The 17,104-nt window shown below is 43.6% G+C and carries 15 protein-coding genes; 3 read left to right on the top strand and 12 right to left on the bottom strand.

Annotated features, from left to right (window positions below; translation table 11 throughout):
* Positions 1-6 precede the first annotated feature (6 nt).
* Complete coding sequence (locus BM210_RS26725) at positions 7-1,926, top strand: FtsK/SpoIIIE domain-containing protein (RefSeq protein ID WP_177238020.1); 1,920 nt, start codon at positions 7-9, stop codon at positions 1,924-1,926.
* Between the two features lie 82 nt (positions 1,927-2,008).
* A complete protein-coding gene (locus tag BM210_RS26720) occupies positions 2,009-2,848 on the top strand; it encodes a tyrosine-type recombinase/integrase (RefSeq protein WP_256224070.1) in 840 nt (279 codons plus the stop codon).
* Positions 2,849-2,888: 40 nt separating this feature from the next.
* Here the strand turns inward: BM210_RS26720 and BM210_RS26715 are convergent, their stop codons facing one another.
* The 3 genes from BM210_RS26715 to BM210_RS26705 form a co-directional block, all read right to left on the bottom strand.
* A complete protein-coding gene (locus tag BM210_RS26715; RefSeq protein WP_091175266.1) occupies positions 2,889-3,308 on the bottom strand; it encodes a hypothetical protein in 420 nt (139 codons plus the stop codon).
* A 626-nt stretch (positions 3,309-3,934) separates the two neighbouring features.
* Positions 3,935-6,322 carry a phage NrS-1 polymerase family protein gene (locus tag BM210_RS26710; protein WP_091175264.1) on the bottom strand — a complete coding sequence of 796 codons (2,388 nt, stop codon included), beginning with the start codon at positions 6,320-6,322 and terminating at the stop codon, positions 3,935-3,937.
* Positions 6,312-6,512 (bottom strand): helix-turn-helix domain-containing protein, encoded by a 201-nt coding sequence (locus tag BM210_RS26705; RefSeq protein ID WP_091175263.1) that lies wholly within the window; start codon positions 6,510-6,512, stop codon positions 6,312-6,314. Before BM210_RS26705 ends, BM210_RS26710 begins: the two co-directional genes overlap by 11 nt.
* A 227-nt stretch (positions 6,513-6,739) precedes the next feature.
* On the opposite strand from BM210_RS26705, the gene BM210_RS26700 reads away from it, so the two are divergent.
* Positions 6,740-7,201, top strand: coding sequence for a helix-turn-helix domain-containing protein (locus BM210_RS26700; protein ID WP_091175262.1), 462 nt, complete (start codon positions 6,740-6,742; stop codon positions 7,199-7,201).
* Positions 7,202-7,272: 71 nt separating this feature from the next.
* Here BM210_RS26700 and BM210_RS26695 read toward each other — a convergent pair whose 3' ends face one another.
* The 9 genes from BM210_RS26695 to BM210_RS26655 form a co-directional block, all read right to left on the bottom strand.
* Entirely contained in the window at positions 7,273-7,461 is a 189-nt protein-coding gene (locus BM210_RS26695) for a hypothetical protein (RefSeq protein ID WP_091175260.1), read from the bottom strand.
* A gap of 194 nt (positions 7,462-7,655) precedes the next feature.
* Positions 7,656-8,609: a tyrosine-type recombinase/integrase gene (locus tag BM210_RS26690; protein ID WP_091175258.1), complete on the bottom strand. Its 954-nt coding sequence runs from the start codon at positions 8,607-8,609 to the stop codon at positions 7,656-7,658.
* 159 nt (positions 8,610-8,768) lie between these two features.
* Positions 8,769-10,307 carry a glutamine-hydrolyzing GMP synthase gene (gene guaA, locus BM210_RS26685; RefSeq protein WP_091175257.1) on the bottom strand — a complete coding sequence of 513 codons (1,539 nt, stop codon included), beginning with the start codon at positions 10,305-10,307 and terminating at the stop codon, positions 8,769-8,771.
* Between the two features lie 317 nt (positions 10,308-10,624).
* Entirely contained in the window at positions 10,625-12,073 is a 1,449-nt protein-coding gene (locus BM210_RS35020) for a polysaccharide deacetylase family protein (protein WP_177238018.1), read from the bottom strand.
* Positions 12,074-12,196: 123 nt separating this feature from the next.
* The gene (locus tag BM210_RS26675) at positions 12,197-13,420 is read right to left on the bottom strand and encodes a serine hydrolase domain-containing protein (RefSeq protein WP_091175256.1); all 1,224 of its coding nucleotides are present in this window, start codon (positions 13,418-13,420) and stop codon (positions 12,197-12,199) included.
* A gap of 74 nt (positions 13,421-13,494) precedes the next feature.
* The gene (gene bcp / locus BM210_RS26670) at positions 13,495-13,959 is read right to left on the bottom strand and encodes a thioredoxin-dependent thiol peroxidase (protein ID WP_091175254.1); all 465 of its coding nucleotides are present in this window, start codon (positions 13,957-13,959) and stop codon (positions 13,495-13,497) included.
* A gap of 243 nt (positions 13,960-14,202) precedes the next feature.
* On the bottom strand, positions 14,203-14,991 hold the full coding sequence (locus tag BM210_RS26665; RefSeq protein ID WP_091175253.1) for an ABC transporter permease: 789 nt from the start codon (positions 14,989-14,991) through the stop codon (positions 14,203-14,205).
* A gap of 4 nt (positions 14,992-14,995) precedes the next feature.
* Positions 14,996-15,790 carry an ABC transporter permease gene (locus BM210_RS26660; RefSeq protein ID WP_091175251.1) on the bottom strand — a complete coding sequence of 265 codons (795 nt, stop codon included), beginning with the start codon at positions 15,788-15,790 and terminating at the stop codon, positions 14,996-14,998.
* Positions 15,783-16,859 carry an ABC transporter ATP-binding protein gene (locus tag BM210_RS26655; RefSeq protein ID WP_091175250.1) on the bottom strand — a complete coding sequence of 359 codons (1,077 nt, stop codon included), beginning with the start codon at positions 16,857-16,859 and terminating at the stop codon, positions 15,783-15,785. The genes BM210_RS26660 and BM210_RS26655 overlap by 8 nt, the downstream gene beginning before the upstream one ends.
* Positions 16,860-17,104 lie beyond the last annotated feature (245 nt).

Raw genomic sequence — 17,104 nt, 5'->3', positions numbered from 1 at the left:
GAGTACATGCTATCAATAGCAAAAATAAAGGTAAAAGCTGCACACTTTCTAATGAAAGCACGTAATAGACTATTTATTTTAACGCCTTGTATCAAGCGGGTTCTGGCTTGGAGCGTCTATGAGGATAAAGAACGATTGCAGCAGAAGGTTATTGATGTGTGGCTACAGTCGGCTCAGGATGATCTTCAAACTGTTTATGGATTACTAAACGAGTTACATACAAAAGCACATTTTGAAATTGAAGTACCTCAGTCAACGGTTGATCAGGCGGTTCGTATCGTCGTTCGATATGAAACGGTGAAGCGGCCTTATACGCCCCTGAATGCGAGGCTTGCACTTCGGCTTGGGTTGCAGGCTTCCACGTTTAGGCGGCGATTTCTACGGTTCCTAACATCTATTGCCATTGCAATGATAACAAACATCATACTTGAATGGCTTTTCAGATTTCCCATGGATTGGTTTCCAATTGTGATATTTTCAGTATTGTGGTTCATTATTGCAAGTCACCTAGCGGGATACAAATTGATTTCTATTATAAAAGCTACAACAGCCGATCAAACTACCTCTGAGCATTTATTTTACGCAAATCTGTCACAGCTTCATCAACGAACTAACGTATTGCTGCAAAGTAAGCACTTGAAAAAGGTACCTCAAATTATTTCCGCTCTAAATGAAATTAGCTATCAAAGGCTGCAACGAGAGAGCATTCATGAACCAATCACCAAAGCAACGATTAGGGAAAGTAAGCCGGAGCAGGAACCTCCATCCACAAGCAATAACTACTACCCTATGAAACAAGCCTGGGAGCGTTTCTTTAATGAAGTATTCCGATTGAAGGAAGGCTCATACAGCGCTCCCCTCCACCGTGATTTAGGCTCAACGGAAATCTTTGTTTGGGATATTCCTGCGATAGCCTTTAGCCGCTGGGAAGAGAACTTAACCCGAGTCGAAGCTTATTTAAAGAAGCCCATGTTTTTTATTCATCAGGATTATGATGGTATTGGTACAGTCGGGATTGAAATTGCTAAACAGCCGCTGCCTAAAGAAATTCATTTCAGTGATGCAATTGATTTACGTACCGCTGTTCAAAAACCAGAACGTGTAATTGTGGGGATGAATAGCAAAAATACAGTTGCTTGGAACTTTCGAAAAATTCCTCATGGGATTGTAGCAGGAACAACAGGCGCTGGCAAATCAACGGTGTTGTATGCGATTATCTTGCAGCTTCAGCGGCAAAGCCATTTACCGTTGTTCATTGACCTAAAGGGCGGCGTAAGCTTCGGCTTTGTAGAGGATGTTGGGTATCCGATTGCTGAAACGAAAGAAGCTGCTTTAGAAATGATTAAGAGTGCAGCACAAGAAGTTGAACGACGTGAGAGGCTCTTAAAAGAATGGGGGGTATCGCCGGATATTGTCGTTTTTAACGAAATGACCGGCTCAAACCTGCCTGAAATATTCGTTATCTTCGACGAATTTGCCCAGTTCACTGAGAAATGGCCAGGACTTGATGAAGGTATGACTTGCATTAAGACGATCGCGGCAAAGGGTAGGAGCAATGGAGTCCACCTACTGATCGCTACACAGCGGCCAAGTCAGGAAAGCCTTGGCTCAACTGATTTTCGTTCCAATATCGGGTTGCGTTGCATTGGTCGAATGGATTCAGTAGCTTCAAGTCAAATCGCTCTTGGGAACAATGCTGCCTTTGAACGATTGCCTTCAACAGATTATGCTGGGCTATTTGTAGTTCGGGGAACAGATGCACCTATGGATAGTTTGATTAAGGTTCCATTTATTAATGACATGGATTTCAGACGGTTGTTCCTTGAATTTAGAAATCCGCATGAAGGTTATAAGTTAGGCTTTGGAAAACGAATGACGGAACCAACCCAGCAAATGGAACCAAGAGACTTCAATGATATTTTTTAAAGTCAATTGCAGAGAAGTAGGCTTCCACGACATAAAGAGTCATTAACTTGTCGTGGAAGTTCTTTTTTAGGAGGGGTTAAACGTGGGAAAATTTGTCGTGGAAGTTCAGGAGTTTCTTGCTGCTCAGGAAGGGCTAGGGAAAGCAGAAAATACGGTCAAGACCTATCGGCATATCATGTACGCATTTGGTCGTTGGCTTGATCGAAACGGAAGCGAGCTATCGGAGCCGACCAGATATGATGTACAAGCTTACATTAAAGCCTTGGAGAAAGAAGGTAAGAGCGCGGCGACAATTGATAAAATCTATGCTTGTCTAAGCGTCTATGCTCGTTTCGCACAGCGACCTGATATTGTGGAGAATATCAAGCGTACCAAACCTCAAAACAGGCGCCAAACGGCTCCAAAGTCGCTGGAGGAGCTAGAAATCAAGCGGCTCAAACGTGAGGTTGAGAAAAGCGGCAGCAAGCGGGATACAGCTATCGTCTATACACTGTTTGAATCGGGTGTACGAGTATCGGAGCTTTGCGCTTTAAACCGCCAGGATGCCGTCATAAACGAACGAAGCGGTGAACTGATAGTGAGGTGCGGTAAAGGTAATAAATCTCGCACTATCCCACTCTCCCGTGAGGTGCGTTATCACTTGACGCAATACCTTGCAACTCGTGATGATGCCGAACCATCTTTATTCACAAGCATTAGGATGCAACGGCTTTCCAGCAGAGCCGTGCAGCATTTGCTCTCAAAACTCGGGACGCATCCCCAAGCTTTGCGGCATTCGTTTGCGCGGAGATTAGTAGCCGCTGGAACAGATATAAGCGCAGTTGCAGCCCTTTGTGGGCATAGCGATATTTCCATGACAATGCGATATAGCAAAGCTTCACAGAAGGAATTGGCAGAGGCGATTGACAAAGCTTTTATTTGAAAAAGGGAGCCGGTTAAGGCTCCCTTAATTCAATTCCGTATTATTCAATTTTATAGCCAAGATGCCGAATACCAGCATCAAATGGTTTATCGGGGTGGAAGTTAGTTAATTTAGTGATAACAGTTATCCTTGGAAGCCCCGCTGCCTTTAATGACTTTTGACAAGCTTCAAAACGTTCTTGGTAACTTTCATGCTTATAATCGTTTTGGTAGCTTCCGATCTCTTTGGCACATAGTAGGAAATCCAGCATTTTGTCATCTAGTGACTCAAGGTAGCAAATGACCCTAAATCGGAGTTCTTCATTTTGTTGGATAATCAAGGACTCCTCTTCAGACGGCACTTCCATCTGATTCGGTTGTCGGCAGATAGTTCGACTATGTTGCTCGTAGAATTTCCATCTTGCATTGTATCGTTCATTAACTTCCCTTAAACAATTCAATTCATTATCGTTAATAATCATAACCTAATCACTCCATTTTATTTATTGTGGAAATAATGCTCATTACCGCGCTTTAAATATTGTAAGATTACATAAAGGAACAACCTCCTTTTTCCCGAACATACTCATTAATAAATGCGCGCCTTTTTCGCCTTAAAATACATAAAGATCAGGGAAATGCACAAAGGTCGTATAAAAAAAGATGCAACAACATTAGTGAGCTAATTAATCTCATTCAATTGTGTACTCCCCGACTAATCAAGAAGATAATTCGTTAAAAGTTCGTATTAATTACGTAATCTCTAAAGATTAGAATCCTCGGCATTCATGGTTATTTCAAGAAAATTCGTAATTTCGTGAAATTCGTTACATAACAGTTACAATTAGAATCATAGAACTAAGGAATAAAACAATTTTTTAATCACAAAGGGAAATACAATACAGAGATAAGGTCAAAAGATTGATTTATTTCTTCTTTAATTTCTTTATAGATTTGGTTTGGTTCAAATCCCCTTGTGAACTAATCTATAGCTCTAACTTACGAACTTGGCGAATTTACGAATATACCCGCCGAAACCCGGCTATATCAAGGGTTCCGGCATCCAATATATACGAATTTATACCGGAGTAATTACGAAGTTAATTTCTTATTCGAGCAAACGGACGACGGTAATGGGCTTACCTTTCCCCTTGGGATTCGGTCGTTTTTCAACGGTGATTAGCCCTAACTCACGTAGTTTTTCAATAGCTGTTGCAATGTCAGCGGCTTTTTGATTCTTTTTAAAAATTTCGACACTGATTTGTGTGGAAGTTAGACCCATTGACCGTTCCTTCAACGCCGCGAGAATTCTCGCTGAGATTGGGTCGAACTGGTTGTGATTTTCTCCGAATATAAAATGCACTGATTTTCTGCAATACTCCCAAACGGCTAGTGCGGCTTTTAAATGTTCGATGCGAACCGTCCAAGATAAATCTAGTAGTGCGTAAATACAGGCGATGCGCATGACATAAGGCGTCCCCCGACTTATTGCCGCTCCTATGATTCCATGAGCATCACGCTGCAATGATTCATATATACTTTCCCAAAGTGAATTTGCTGCTGCATCTCGTTCCATCGGTTTCCTCTCCCCCATGTAATCGCCTAGCGAAAATTCCACCGCTTCTTGAATACGTTGAACAATAGGAGTAGTATCCACTTTATGGAATTCACCGCCAGATGGAAGTGACTTGGATTGTTGAACATAAAACCACAAGAAACGATTAACAAAACCATTGTAAATCTCATTATCTGTCACAAGCTTTCTCAATTCCTCTGGGGTTATGTGGCCCAAAATCGAAAGATGAGTGTTAGTCGCTGTAACAGGCTTTTTAGTCATAGTTTGAATATCGCCTTGGCCATCCCAAGCATTGCGGATGATCGCGCCTAGCGTGTTCCCATCGCGGCGCAGTACATTTAGTACCCCGCCAAATTCACCTTCTACAACAAGCAGTCGCTTATCATCGACCCCATAATCAACTACTACTTCCTCATATGCACCTGTTGGCTTTCTATTTTTCCCACTCCCCTCCATGATCGGCTGCATTTCTGTTACTTGATCGCGTACAGCGTGAATGACACCTTCACCGCTTGATAGGCCTGACTTCTTGCGTTTCGATAGCTCGGAGTCTACCGCACCCATTATTTTCAAAATTGGGTCGAGAGAGGTTCCTTTTTTACCCTTGAACGTAGCTCCCACAAGCACCGCGAATAACTTCATTCGGTGTTCACCGCCAGTAACGGTAAAATGCGGCCATGTTCCCACTGTATTACCAAAAATCGTTAGGAAATTAATAAGTAATGCAGCAGGGTCGGCTTCCGAATGTGGCAAAATAAGCTGTACAACATCCCATGCCAAACCGTGTAACGCATCTGGAGAAAGCGATACATTCCATTCCGACTTAGGTACAAGCAATAACTCAAGATCGTCCTCAGTACTTTCTTCTGAGTTCGGCTTGCCTTTAGTGGCGTACTGTGCTGTGACGATATTCAACGCTTGGGAAATTGTTCTTACTTGGTAGTCATCTCGTTCCCACTTCTCACGCATCAAGCCACTACCTCGGAAAAGTCTATCAATTTGTTCCGAGTCTTTGGTGTAGAACGCTAATATATTGCACAGGGCTTGGTCGGCCTCGCTCTGGCTGCCATAGTAGTCGATCCAGTCCCCTGAATATAAGGCGGCAAACTTACTACCGTTCTTTGCCTTTACTGCAATGCCGATGATGTCTTGATCGGACAGTGTCGAGGCTCCAGCGTGTACATCACTACCTTTTTGTGGTGATTTAGTGGATGGTTTGTCATTTGCAAACTTCTGTATACATAGCTCATCTACTTCCTGCTGCCGTTCATCGATAGTTTTTGGAGTAAGTCCCAAATGATCGCCAGTGATTGCAAAATAACGTTTGCGGTCATAAATTTCAAAAGAGCCGGTGCGGTTCCCTTCGCTTTGTAGCCTGGCTTTAACGATTACATGAACGCCTGTCCCGCTCTGACTGCGTTCCGAATAGCTGTCTAAAGCATTAATAATTTCATCGGCTTCATCCGTCAGTTTGCCGTCTACAATGCAATTATCAATATCAATACCGGTAAAAGGATCGTTTGCGCTAAATACGTACCCAAGGCCGTCATAATTCCTTGGATCGCTCTCATAAACCCTCAGTGCCTCTGCAAAACTTGAATAGTGATTGGGATTTGTTGTATCTGCTCTTGTGCCATTAAGTGCATATGGCATTTTTGTAGTTTTTCCTTTATCCGCTAGGGTCACTAATCGCCAGAGAATCCATTGATTATGTTGTTTCATCTCCATTGGAATTTTATCAGGGAAAAAGCTTACTTCTCTTTGTCTGTTAAGGATAGCAACGGTTTTGCTTGACGCTGTGTTTTCTTTTTGACTTTCGGGATGAACAGATTGTAAGATGGGTTTAGTTAATTTTTTTGTTTCTTGAGTCGTTGCTGCCTCTGTAAAGGCAAGACGACTATTTTTTTGGTTATTTTGCATCAGTTGCCTCCGTGGATTCCTTAATTTGCTTTTGAATCCATTGATCTAAGTACGATTGTGTTGAAAAGATTCGTTTTCCCGCACGGTAATACGGAATTTGGTTCCTTTTTACAAGCTTGCGCACGGTATCTGGGGAAATCGCTAAATAGCGACTTATACCGTATACATCTAAAGGTTTGTCTTTGTCCATTTGACCAATCCCTTTCAGTTTAATTGTGTTTTAGTAGGTTTCTGTGACGAATTTAATTGGGTAATGGGCATCACCTCTGTTTGTTTTGTAATTTCAGTATAAATTTGAATTAACAAAGTTTACATTGCGCATTCGATAAGAAACAAAGGAGAAATCATAAAAAACAAGCGATTTTCGAGCCCTCATCATAACGAATTGTATAAATTTAGAGAATAGGTGGAGTTTGAATGGAGTATATAAAGGAAGTCGGAAGAAGGATTAAATTATATAGGGAGAAACTTGGAGTAACGCAAGAGCAACTGATTGAACTAGCAGGAATAGGAGCTACTAAAACACTAAGCGAAATAGAAAATGGGAAATTAAAATATGGCTCTAATCTATTAGTTGTGAGGAATATTGCCAGAGCACTAGGAATTAATTTGCTTTTATTAATTGGAGAAGAAGAGGACGATATTGACAACCCTAGTAATGAAGAGGATGCTTTTATAGAAATAGATGAAAAATACGATCCGCATGAATTATCGTATTTTATGTCCACTCAAGGAGCTACAATAGATGGTATCGAACTAAACGAAAAGGAAGCAAGACAAATCATTAATTTTGCTCGTTTTCTTGTTCTGCAACGTGAGGATGAATCCGAAGAAATTCTTAAATATTTCACAGAATTTTTAAAACAGCGAAAAGCATAAATTCAATTTCACGGCCAACTAATCTTCATAAAAAAGCGAACAGGTCTTATCCCACTGTTCGCTTCTTTGCTTTACTCCTTTGATCCCATACCCCTGTGAGCTTTTACGTGATTTTGGATTAAATCCCGGTAAGCGGCTGTCATGCCGTACAAAAAGTACCGTTCGAAGCTGGATATGGTCTTAAACTTTAAACGTTCCTCGGCACCCTCAAGAAAAATTTGAATGGTTTCAATGTCGATCATTCCTTTGATCGGTTTCATTTCATTCCCCCCAAACCAAGCAGAAAATTCCTCTCTGCTCTCAGACGCCCTATTTCAGCTATTATGGCTTGTCTACGATTAGATGGTGTATTTACCACTAGAGTGTTCCAAAGCAAGCTTACAATGGCGCTGAGCAATCTGTACAAGGCGTTCGGTTGTAGCATCGTTCAGTTCAATGTTATAGAGATTTGCCATTAGCGTCCCTCCATTGAACCTTGTTTTATTTTTAATCCGTTTAAAGGACTATGCAAACGTCCAATCTGTAGAATATCCTCTTGCTCTAATCCCCTTAAATACTTGGAAGTTATTTGCGTGTCAAAATGCCCCATTAGCCTACTCAAACTGTAAATATCAATTCCATTCCGCAACTGCTTCTGTGCGAAATAATGACGGCAATCATGCGGCGAACATCTAACTTCTTTTCTTACTCCGGCATTATTGCAATGTTCTTTTAGAATTTTGTTGATACGTGAGCGAGACAATTGTACAGCCGATTGGTCTAGGAAATAGTAGTCCTCAATTTCGTCCCGCCCTCTTTTCCTGAAACGCTCCTGCCTTAATGCTTCGTACTTTCTCATGTACTTTCGCATGATATTGCTGATATAAACTAACCTCTGCTTGGAGCCTTTACCATGAATAAGAATATGTCTTCTAGCTACATCGTTATTTTTGATATTGCACAGTTCAGAAACCCGAACCCCCGTGTCGAAAAGCATAATGAGTATCAACTTGTCCCTGACGTTAGAGTATGTCTCTTCTTTCAGGTCGTTAATAATCCGCGACACTTCCTCGTCATTGAAAGTAACAATAACCGTCTTCTCTTCCTTGAGATTTTTAATACGCCGTAACGGATTGCTCTGCTCGTCGATAAATTCTTCATCAACTAAGTACTGGAAAAACACCTTCAAGGTCGCAATGTTGTTATTCAATGTCCGATTGACTTCGCGCCCTACAAGTTGCCGCTCCTGAATATATTTTTTAATGTGAAGCTGATTTACACCTTCTACTTCGACAATCCCTAATTCTTTCTCCGTAAACCTCTCCCATCGATATAAGCGAAACATGCACAAATCGACGTACTTCTTCACGCGGCCTAAAATTTGTTGATTGAGCTTGAAATCCTGAATCAGTTCTTTGATTTTGGTCATAAAAAATACTCCCTTCTATTTGCTGAACAACGCAAATAAAAGAAAGTAATTTTTAACACTCTATAGTTGCACGTCAACTGGAAGTCACCATACAACTGATGTCAAAAACCCTTATGTATCAAGGCTTCCGAGCATCAAATTGCATGAATGGAATCCAACTCACTCCCACTCGATCGTTGCAGGCGGCTTGGACGTAATATCGTATACAATACGGTTTACGTTATCCACTTCATTAACGATACGCACCGATATTTTCTCCAACACGTCCCAAGGAATACGCGCCCAGTCGGCCGTCATCCCATCGATGGAGGTAACCGCACGAATACCTACGGTATACGAATAGGTACGGGCATCGCCCATAACACCAACGCTTTTCATATTAGGAAGTGCCGTGAAATACTGCCAAATTTCGCGGTCTAGGCCCGCTTTGGCAATTTCATCACGTAGGATTGCATCGGATTCGCGTACAATCGTCAGCTTCTCCTCAGTAACCTCGCCAAGCACACGAATCGCAAGACCCGGACCTGGGAATGGCTGACGCCAAACGATTGCCGCCGGTAGACCACATTCCTCGCCAACCTTACGCACCTCATCCTTAAACAAAGCACTTAATGGCTCTACGAGCTTAAACTTCATATCCTTAGGTAATCCACCAACGTTGTGATGCGATTTAATCGTTTGTGCTGTCGCTGTTCCGCTCTCCACGATATCCGTGTAAAGTGTACCTTGTGCCAGGAAAGTGAAATCGTCAAATTGCGTCGATTCCTCCTCAAACACACGAATGAATTCGGTACCGATCAGCTTACGCTTTTGTTCGGGATCATCCACACCGCTCAATTTGCCCATAAAACGATCGCGCGCATCGATTTTGACTACTTTTAAGCCAAATTTGCCGACAAAGGTTTCCATTACGCTTTCCGCTTCGCCTTTGCGCAGCAAGCCATGATCAATAAACATACAAGTCAATTGGTCCCCAATCGCTTTATGCAGCAAAATCGCCACAACCGAGGAATCGACACCGCCGCTCAATGCACAAAGTACTTTTTTGTCGCCGACCTGATTGCGAATATCTCGAATGGTGTCCTCGATAAAGCTTTCCATCGTCCAATTGCCATCGCATCCACAGACTTCGTACAGGAAGTTGCGAATAATGTCATTACCGTAAATGGAGTGGCGTACTTCTGGATGGAACTGCACAGCCAGCAATTTTTTACCGGGGTGACTCATTGCCGCAATCGGCGCGGACTCTGTACTGGCATCAACAACGAAGCCTTCAGGCAGCTCTACGACATGGTCGCCATGACTCATCCATACGGTTTGCTGCTTATCCAGACCTTGAACAAGCTGACAATGTTCAGCAAAATCAACCTCTGCCTTGCCATACTCACGCTTGGCTGCTTTTTCTACTTTACCCTGAAGTTGATGCGCCATTAATTGCATACCGTAGCAAATTCCGAAAATCGGAATGCCTAAATCGTACACAGCCGGATCTACCAGCGGTGAATTGTCCCCATATACACTGGATGGACCTCCCGAAAATACGATACCTTTGGGCTGAAGCTGCTTTAATTTCTCAGCAGATGTATTGTAGGGAAGCAGCTCACTGTACACACCCAGATCACGAATCCGGCGCGCAATCAGCTGGTTGTATTGGCCACCAAAGTCCAATACGACGATAATTTCATTTGGCTTGTCCATAATTTCCTCCTAAATAGGCTCTAAATCAATAGACATAATTATAAGCTTCCGCCACGGAAAGGGCAATGCCCATCCATGAAAATGATGAAAACCACAGCAAAGGGTGCGCCACAACGGCATTTTTGACAATAGGCGCGCTAGTCATTACCCCCGTTATTTAATTCTGCCTATAGACAGGATGACATGATTATTTACATAATTCATCATCTCATCCAGAAACTGATTCAACATCAAATTGTTGTCCACAGGATATTCGCAGCCAATAACAGCTTCACCGTTAATATAGAAACCTGAATAACTTGTGGATAAAACTCGCATTAATGTGGATAAGTTGTGGACAAGTGCTCTCGCATATTCAAAAAGCGCAGCTTCCTATCCACATGAACCTTCATGACCCCGTCATCAAGACCATAAACGCCGATGCCGATCCCCAACTTATCCAGTGTACCGCGGAGCGGCACGTAGACAGTACCATCCTTCAGTTCCATTTGCGGTAGATGGATCGTCGTTAAGATGCCGTATTGGCGTATACGCAGCTCCTGCCGGGCAAAATCGTATTCCAGCGTCTGCGGTCCATAATGGGCAATGGCTGTTCGCTGTTCGCCGCGCCATTCGACTGTGGCTCCCAACGATTCCATTAACTGTCGCAAGGGTACCTGATATTGGCCTTCCTTCAAACGGTAATGCTCGCTATCCAGCATAAGGCTCTTTCTGCCTAGGAATACTTCAAGGGGAACTGACAGCTGCGAATGATCACCCCCCATTGAGCTGCTTATGGGTCTTCCGCCTTCTGTAATGGATAAACTGCTGGCTGAGGTCATTTCATCGGCAGCTGCCTGCTGCGATTGCTTGCTCTGCTCCAGGCTTTCCATCGTTAGCTCATGTTGTCTGGCTTCAGCCGACAGTTTCTCATACATTGCTTCACCCATCGTACGTGACTGCTTTAAGCTTCCCACGGCAAAATGCATCGGCTTTACCGATGGTTGCAGGGCAGCGAATGTGTAGCCTTTTTCCTTGAACATTCGAATAATTTCCGGCAGCGCCTTTACGGTTTGCTCATGCCCGGTTCCATCATGCATCAGCACGATAACCTCATCCCCGAATGGCCCCTTGCGGACCGTCTGGATTATTTCTGCTGAAGGCACGCCGACCCTTTTGGAATCGCCACTATCGATATGCCAATCGTGCACCTCGTAACCCGCCTGATCCAAATAATAAAAGTAAAATGCGTCAAAATTACCGAACGTTCCACCCGGTGCACGAATTAAAGAGGGCCTGATACCTGCGGTCTCTGCTAGTATGTCCTCTGTCCGCCCAATTTGCTCCCAAAACGTAGAAAAGCCTTTGTACAGCTCACCATACACATGATTATAAGTATGATTACCAATGGCATGGCCTTCAGCCACCGCTCTTTTCAATAGATCAGGATAAGCTTCAACTTGCTTGCCCAATACAAAAAATGTAGCTTTTATATCTTCCTTCTGTAATATATCCAGAACTTGTCCCGTCAGCTTGCTTGGACCGTCATCAAAGGTCAAATAAACGGTCGGCTGCTGTGGAGCCGCATACAATTTATCCTTCCAGACCCGCTCACCCTTTTTTAATTTCAGGTAAACTTCGTGAGAATCGTGCTCTACGTTCTCAGACTCTGCTTCGGCGTAGACCCGATTGGAAATCAAAAATAATGCTGCCAAACAAAACAACAAACAAGCCAATACCAACCCTTTGAAATAAGGGTGTGAGCGAGCAGGCAGGCAGCATGACATAAAAAGTAACCCTCCGAATCATCCGTTATTTTACTAGACTATATGGTCCGGATGCACAAAAAAGAACCGTTCAGCCACAGTAGGCTGACGGTTCTATAGATCCTCGCGCTTGGCGCTCGAACTTCACTTATCTTTCATCGTTTTGAAGCTTGTTAAAATGGTGTTTAGATTGTTAACACCCTCCGCATTAGCAGGCAGCGGGGAGTCTGAACCAATCGTTCCGACTATTTTCTCCAGCAAGGATTCTGTAACGAACGAATTGGCTGTACTTGCCGTAAACACAGCGATCAGATTTTGCTTGGGCAGCACGTAGATGCGCTGTCCGCCAGAGCCTGCTGCGTAGAACATGTTAATGCGGCTTGCCGTTCCTTTGGATTCAATATTTTTCAGCCACCAGAAGTACCCGTAGCTTCCCAGTGAACCATCAGCGAATTCCTGATCATCATGTTTTTTCAAAGTAGCTTCAATCCATTTTGCAGAGAGGACCTGCTGCTTATCCCAAAGTCCATCGTGCAAATACAAAAATCCGATTTTTGCCATATCCCTTGCTTTCATATGAACGGAAAAGGCGCCAATATCTATATTTTGCGGATCGGCGTACCATTCAGTATCACGAATTCCAAGCGGAGCGAACAGCTTCTGCTCTGCATATTTGGCAGTTGGCATGTTAACAGCCTTTTGCAAAATAGCCGACATTAGATGCGCATTTCCGTTGCTGTAGTTAAAGTCTTTGCCCATCTTCCCTACCAGTGGTTGATCCAGTATGTATTTGACCCAATCACTGCTTTCGAACATTTCATTGGAGGAGCGCTCTCCTTCATTGTCCCATTTTAGTCCGGAAGTCATAGTTAGTAGATTTTCAATCGTAAGTGCACCCTTGTCCGGACTGTTCGCAACCGATTGAGGCAGCACCTCGGACAGCTTTTGGTTCACACCCTTTAACTTACCCTCATCGATGGCAATGCCCGTCAACGCCGAGGTTAAACTCTTCGTGGTGGACAAAATATCTTGTGCTACATCAGGAGAAGCGTCCGCATTGTAGCCTTCCGCCACGATGTAGCCGTTACGCACGAGTACTAGACTATGGATGTTGTTCCCTGGAACCTGCTTCATCACATCGGCAAGCAGCGCTGAATCCATCCCCTGAGCTTCGGGAGTGGAGTTCTTCCACTGCTCTGTAGGCCAGTAATCCGGCTTCTTTATTTCCTGAAGCTGCTTGATGATCTCACGGTCCGAGTAAACGTCCGCTTTGGATTCCTTTTGATTCCCGCAGGCGGCAGCTACAGCAAGCATAGCCACCAGCATACAGGCAGCTATAAATCGTTTCCTATTCGAAAGGTAACTCATCTTTCTACCATCCTTTACATATAAATGTTGTCCCAAAAATTCCCTTTAGGTCACAAAGCCTATCAGATAGTAGCTTATACTTCTGCCGCTTGAAGAACTTCGGATACATGATTTTTGACCTTAACCTTGCGCCATTCCTTAACTAGAATGCCCTGCTCGTCGATAAGAAATGTTGATCGTACTACGCCCATGTATTCTTTGCCGTACAGCTTTTTAAGCTGCCATACACCAAACAGCTCACTAACGTGATGATCTGGGTCCGACAGCAGCTCAAAGGGTAGATCGTACTTGGCAATAAATTTATGATGAGACTTCAAATCATTCGGACTGATACCCAGGACGGTTGCATTCGATGCATTAAACGCGCCAATTGCATCGCGGAAATCGCAAGATTCCTGTGAACAGCTCGGTGTCAGATCTGCAGGATAAAAATAAATAACGAGCTTTTTTCCAAGGTATTGCCGAAGGGATACAAGTTCGCCGCTGCTTGAGGGCAATGTAAAATCAGGAGCCTTCTGTCCCACTTCAAGCTGTGACATCCAATTATCCACCTTTCTTATGTACGTATAGCATTAATTATTAACCTTGCTTATATTCCCTTCTTTTTCGTCGTGATCCCATATCTTAAAACTATAGGACGAATTTATGAAGAAAGAATGATGCGAAGCTGAATACAACCTTAATTTAACATTAAAATTTTTCCAATGCTGACCCAAATAATATCCTTGAACAAAAAAATCCTCCTCCACTGTTCAAGTAGAGAAGGCCGTCGAGCCGTTCATTTACGATCCTGCCCCACGATAGCGTTTGACCCCTATATTCCAAACTGTCAAACCAAACGCGAGGAACACCACACCGACGAGCGGTGTCAGCAAAGCAAAGCTCCCCCAGTTCGCCCGATCCAGAAAATAAGCAGCCGGGAAAAAACCGACGAAACCGAACGGTAAGACCCAAGTTAACATAAAGCCAAGCAGCTTATTATAAATCGTCATCGGATATCGTCCATAATTCTGCAAATTATAGATCAAAGGTAATATCCCCGTTGGTGAATCAGAGAAAAATGACGTGGCAATGAAAAATATATAAATGCCTCCGTAAATCATAATCGAACCCGCCACCAACACAATCAACACCAAAGGATCATACCAGGAAAGAGTTAAGCCCAAGTGAGACCAAGAGTACATCATAATCAAAAAGCCAGTCAAAGCACTGAACAAGGAGGACGGATCCATATTTTCCAGCATGAGCTGCACTAGATTGTAGGCAGGTCGAGTCAAAATTCGATCCATTTCGCCCTTCACAATATATTTTTCCGTAAACCCCCACAGGCTGAAGAAGGCGCTGAATATACCAAACGGAACCATAAAATAACCATATACGAACAAAACCTGCTGCTCATTCCATTCGCCAATTAGCTGCGTATGCTGAAATACCACCAAAATAAAGAACAAATTCAGACCATTAAACAACAGATCAGACAAAACCTCAATCCAAAAATCCGAACGGTAGCTGAGGCGTGTCTTCATGTAATTTTTCAAATAATCAAGCACCAGGCCTGCATAAAATGCCATACGATCAACCTCCCTGCACGAACAGCCGTGACCGTGCGCCACGCCACAGCAAAGCTAGTGGCACAATGAGCAGCACGAACCATAGAAGCTGAACACCCAATACTTCATACACGGCGCTGCCGGTGACCTTACCGGTAAATACGGCGCCAGGCAAATACGTAATCGCCTGAAAGGGCAGCAGCTTTAGCACCCCTTCGGCCCAACCAGGGAAAAAGGAGATTGGCACGACCAGTCCGGAAAACAAATCGACCATTACCCGTTTCATTCGCATCATACCTTCATTATTTTCCAGAAAAAAAGCAAATAATCCAGTTATGATATTAATTTGTGAATTAATCAGGAAGCTTAGAAATAACATAATCATAAAGACAACCCATATCACCGGATCTGTAGGCAATTTAACCGGAAACAGCAGCGAAACAACAACCATCCCCGGAGCCATAAACAGCAGCAGCCGAAAGATCCCCTCACCAAAGCCCTGCATCATTTTCACTATGATGTAGTTGTAGGGACGAATAAACTGGATCGCGACACTGCCATCCTTAATCTCACTTGCGATTTCGCGGTCCAGATTGTTGAAGTAGAACGCCCGAGCCATCCATGAAACGGCTACATAGGTCGTCATTTGGGCCACTGTCATACCGCCCAGTGTCTCGCTTGTCCCGTATATCGCTTTCCACAAAAAATAATACGCACCTATGTTAAGCGCATAAATGATAATTCCGCTGTAGTAATTGACGCGATAAGCCAGCATCATGAGGAACCGCATGCGGATAATCTCCAAATAAGCGCTAAGCATGCGAGTTCACGCTCTTTTCCTCCACTGCTTGTTCGGAATCGGCTTGGCTGGTGCTCGTGGTCTTCACTTCAGCAGATCCGGATTTATAAATTTCCCTTACGATGTCATCCGTGTTCGTTTCGGTAATTTTAATATCCTCAATATTCATAACACCGACTACGCGGCTGAGTACATCCGAAACATTCGCCTGATTTTGTGGGATCCACACCCGGGCAGTCCCTTCGTCATCTGCTGACCAATGAACCTCCATGCCTTGGGTTAGCTCCCGAAGCCGATCCAGCTGTACCGCCTCGGCAAATCGTAAAATAATATCTTTGCCTTTGCCCCATTTTTCTTTGAGCTCGGCAAGTCCGCCGTCATATATAATACGTCCATCATCGAGCATAATAACCCTTGAACAGAGTGCCTCAATATCCTGCAAATCATGCGTAGTCAATAATATTGTCGTTTCGTATCTCTGGTTCATTGACTTGAGAAATTCCCGTATTTCCGTCTTGACCACAATATCGAGACCAATGGTCGGTTCATCCAAAAATACAATCTGCGGGTTGTGCAACAACGAGGCTGCCAGCTCACAGCGCATTCTTTGACCCAAACTCAGCTTACGGACAGGCCGGTTCAGCAGATCCGACAGCTGCAGCCGTTCAACCAACTCACTAAGACGCGGCTTGAAATCCGCTTCAGAAACACGGTACACCTTCTTCAACAGCTGAAAGGACTCGATCACGCCAATATCCCACCACAGCTGGCTGCGCTGTCCGAATACAACGCCGATCCCTTTCACAAACGCTTCCCGTTCTTTGTAAGGGATGTAACCATTCACCTTGATACTGCCTGAAGTTGGAACGAGAATACCTGTCAGCATTTTGATTGTGGTCGATTTACCTGCTCCATTCTCGCCGATATAACCGCAAATCTCCCCTTTGGCAATCTGAAAGGAGATGTCCTTAACCGCTGTAACCTGACTATACTCACGGTTGAACAAGTCACGCACTGCCCCTTTTAGCCCTTCACGAGTTTTCTGAATCTTGAATTCCTTACGTAGGTCATTCACATCAATCGCTAACATAGCTTCCTCCTGTTGAAAATCATTTCAGCATATTTATGTACGGAAGTTCGACAAAATATCCGAATTCATGAAACTTGATATCAATAAAACAAACGAACTATAATTAAGATAGAAAAAGAAACAGAGAAACATTTCCTCCTTGGGTGGGGGTATGAATCTTCAGCTTTTTCAAACCCTATACATGATATGATACACGAACCCAGTACAAATCAAAAGCAAATCGACAGAATGAAAGGGGGCGCACA

This window comes from Paenibacillus sp. 1_12 (assembly GCF_900114475.1).
Taxonomy (GTDB): domain Bacteria; phylum Bacillota; class Bacilli; order Paenibacillales; family NBRC-103111; genus Paenibacillus_S.
This window is presented reverse-complemented; position numbering and strand designations above follow the sequence as displayed.

Bases quoted from the DNA above. Each gene is read 5' to 3' on its own strand.
- BM210_RS35020 (WP_177238018.1), bottom strand. From the start codon at position 12,073: ATGTCATGCTGCCTGCCTGCTCGCTCACACCCTTATTTCAAAGGGTTG.
- BM210_RS26655 (WP_091175250.1), bottom strand. From the start codon at position 16,859: ATGTTAGCGATTGATGTGAATGACCTACGTAAGGAATTCAAGATTCAG.
- bcp (WP_091175254.1), bottom strand. From the start codon at position 13,959: ATGTCACAGCTTGAAGTGGGACAGAAGGCTCCTGATTTTACATTGCCC.
- BM210_RS26660 (WP_091175251.1), bottom strand. From the start codon at position 15,790: ATGCTTAGCGCTTATTTGGAGATTATCCGCATGCGGTTCCTCATGATG.
- BM210_RS26705 (WP_091175263.1), bottom strand. From the start codon at position 6,512: ATGGACAAAGACAAACCTTTAGATGTATACGGTATAAGTCGCTATTTA.
- BM210_RS26715 (WP_091175266.1), bottom strand. From the start codon at position 3,308: ATGATTATTAACGATAATGAATTGAATTGTTTAAGGGAAGTTAATGAA.
- BM210_RS26665 (WP_091175253.1), bottom strand. From the start codon at position 14,991: ATGGCATTTTATGCAGGCCTGGTGCTTGATTATTTGAAAAATTACATG.
- BM210_RS26675 (WP_091175256.1), bottom strand. From the start codon at position 13,420: ATGAGTTACCTTTCGAATAGGAAACGATTTATAGCTGCCTGTATGCTG.
- BM210_RS26700 (WP_091175262.1), top strand. From the start codon at position 6,740: ATGGAGTATATAAAGGAAGTCGGAAGAAGGATTAAATTATATAGGGAG.
- BM210_RS26690 (WP_091175258.1), bottom strand. From the start codon at position 8,609: ATGACCAAAATCAAAGAACTGATTCAGGATTTCAAGCTCAATCAACAA.
- BM210_RS26725 (WP_177238020.1), top strand. From the start codon at position 7: ATGCTATCAATAGCAAAAATAAAGGTAAAAGCTGCACACTTTCTAATG.
- guaA (WP_091175257.1), bottom strand. From the start codon at position 10,307: ATGGACAAGCCAAATGAAATTATCGTCGTATTGGACTTTGGTGGCCAA.
- BM210_RS26695 (WP_091175260.1), bottom strand. From the start codon at position 7,461: ATGAAACCGATCAAAGGAATGATCGACATTGAAACCATTCAAATTTTT.
- BM210_RS26710 (WP_091175264.1), bottom strand. From the start codon at position 6,322: ATGCAAAATAACCAAAAAAATAGTCGTCTTGCCTTTACAGAGGCAGCA.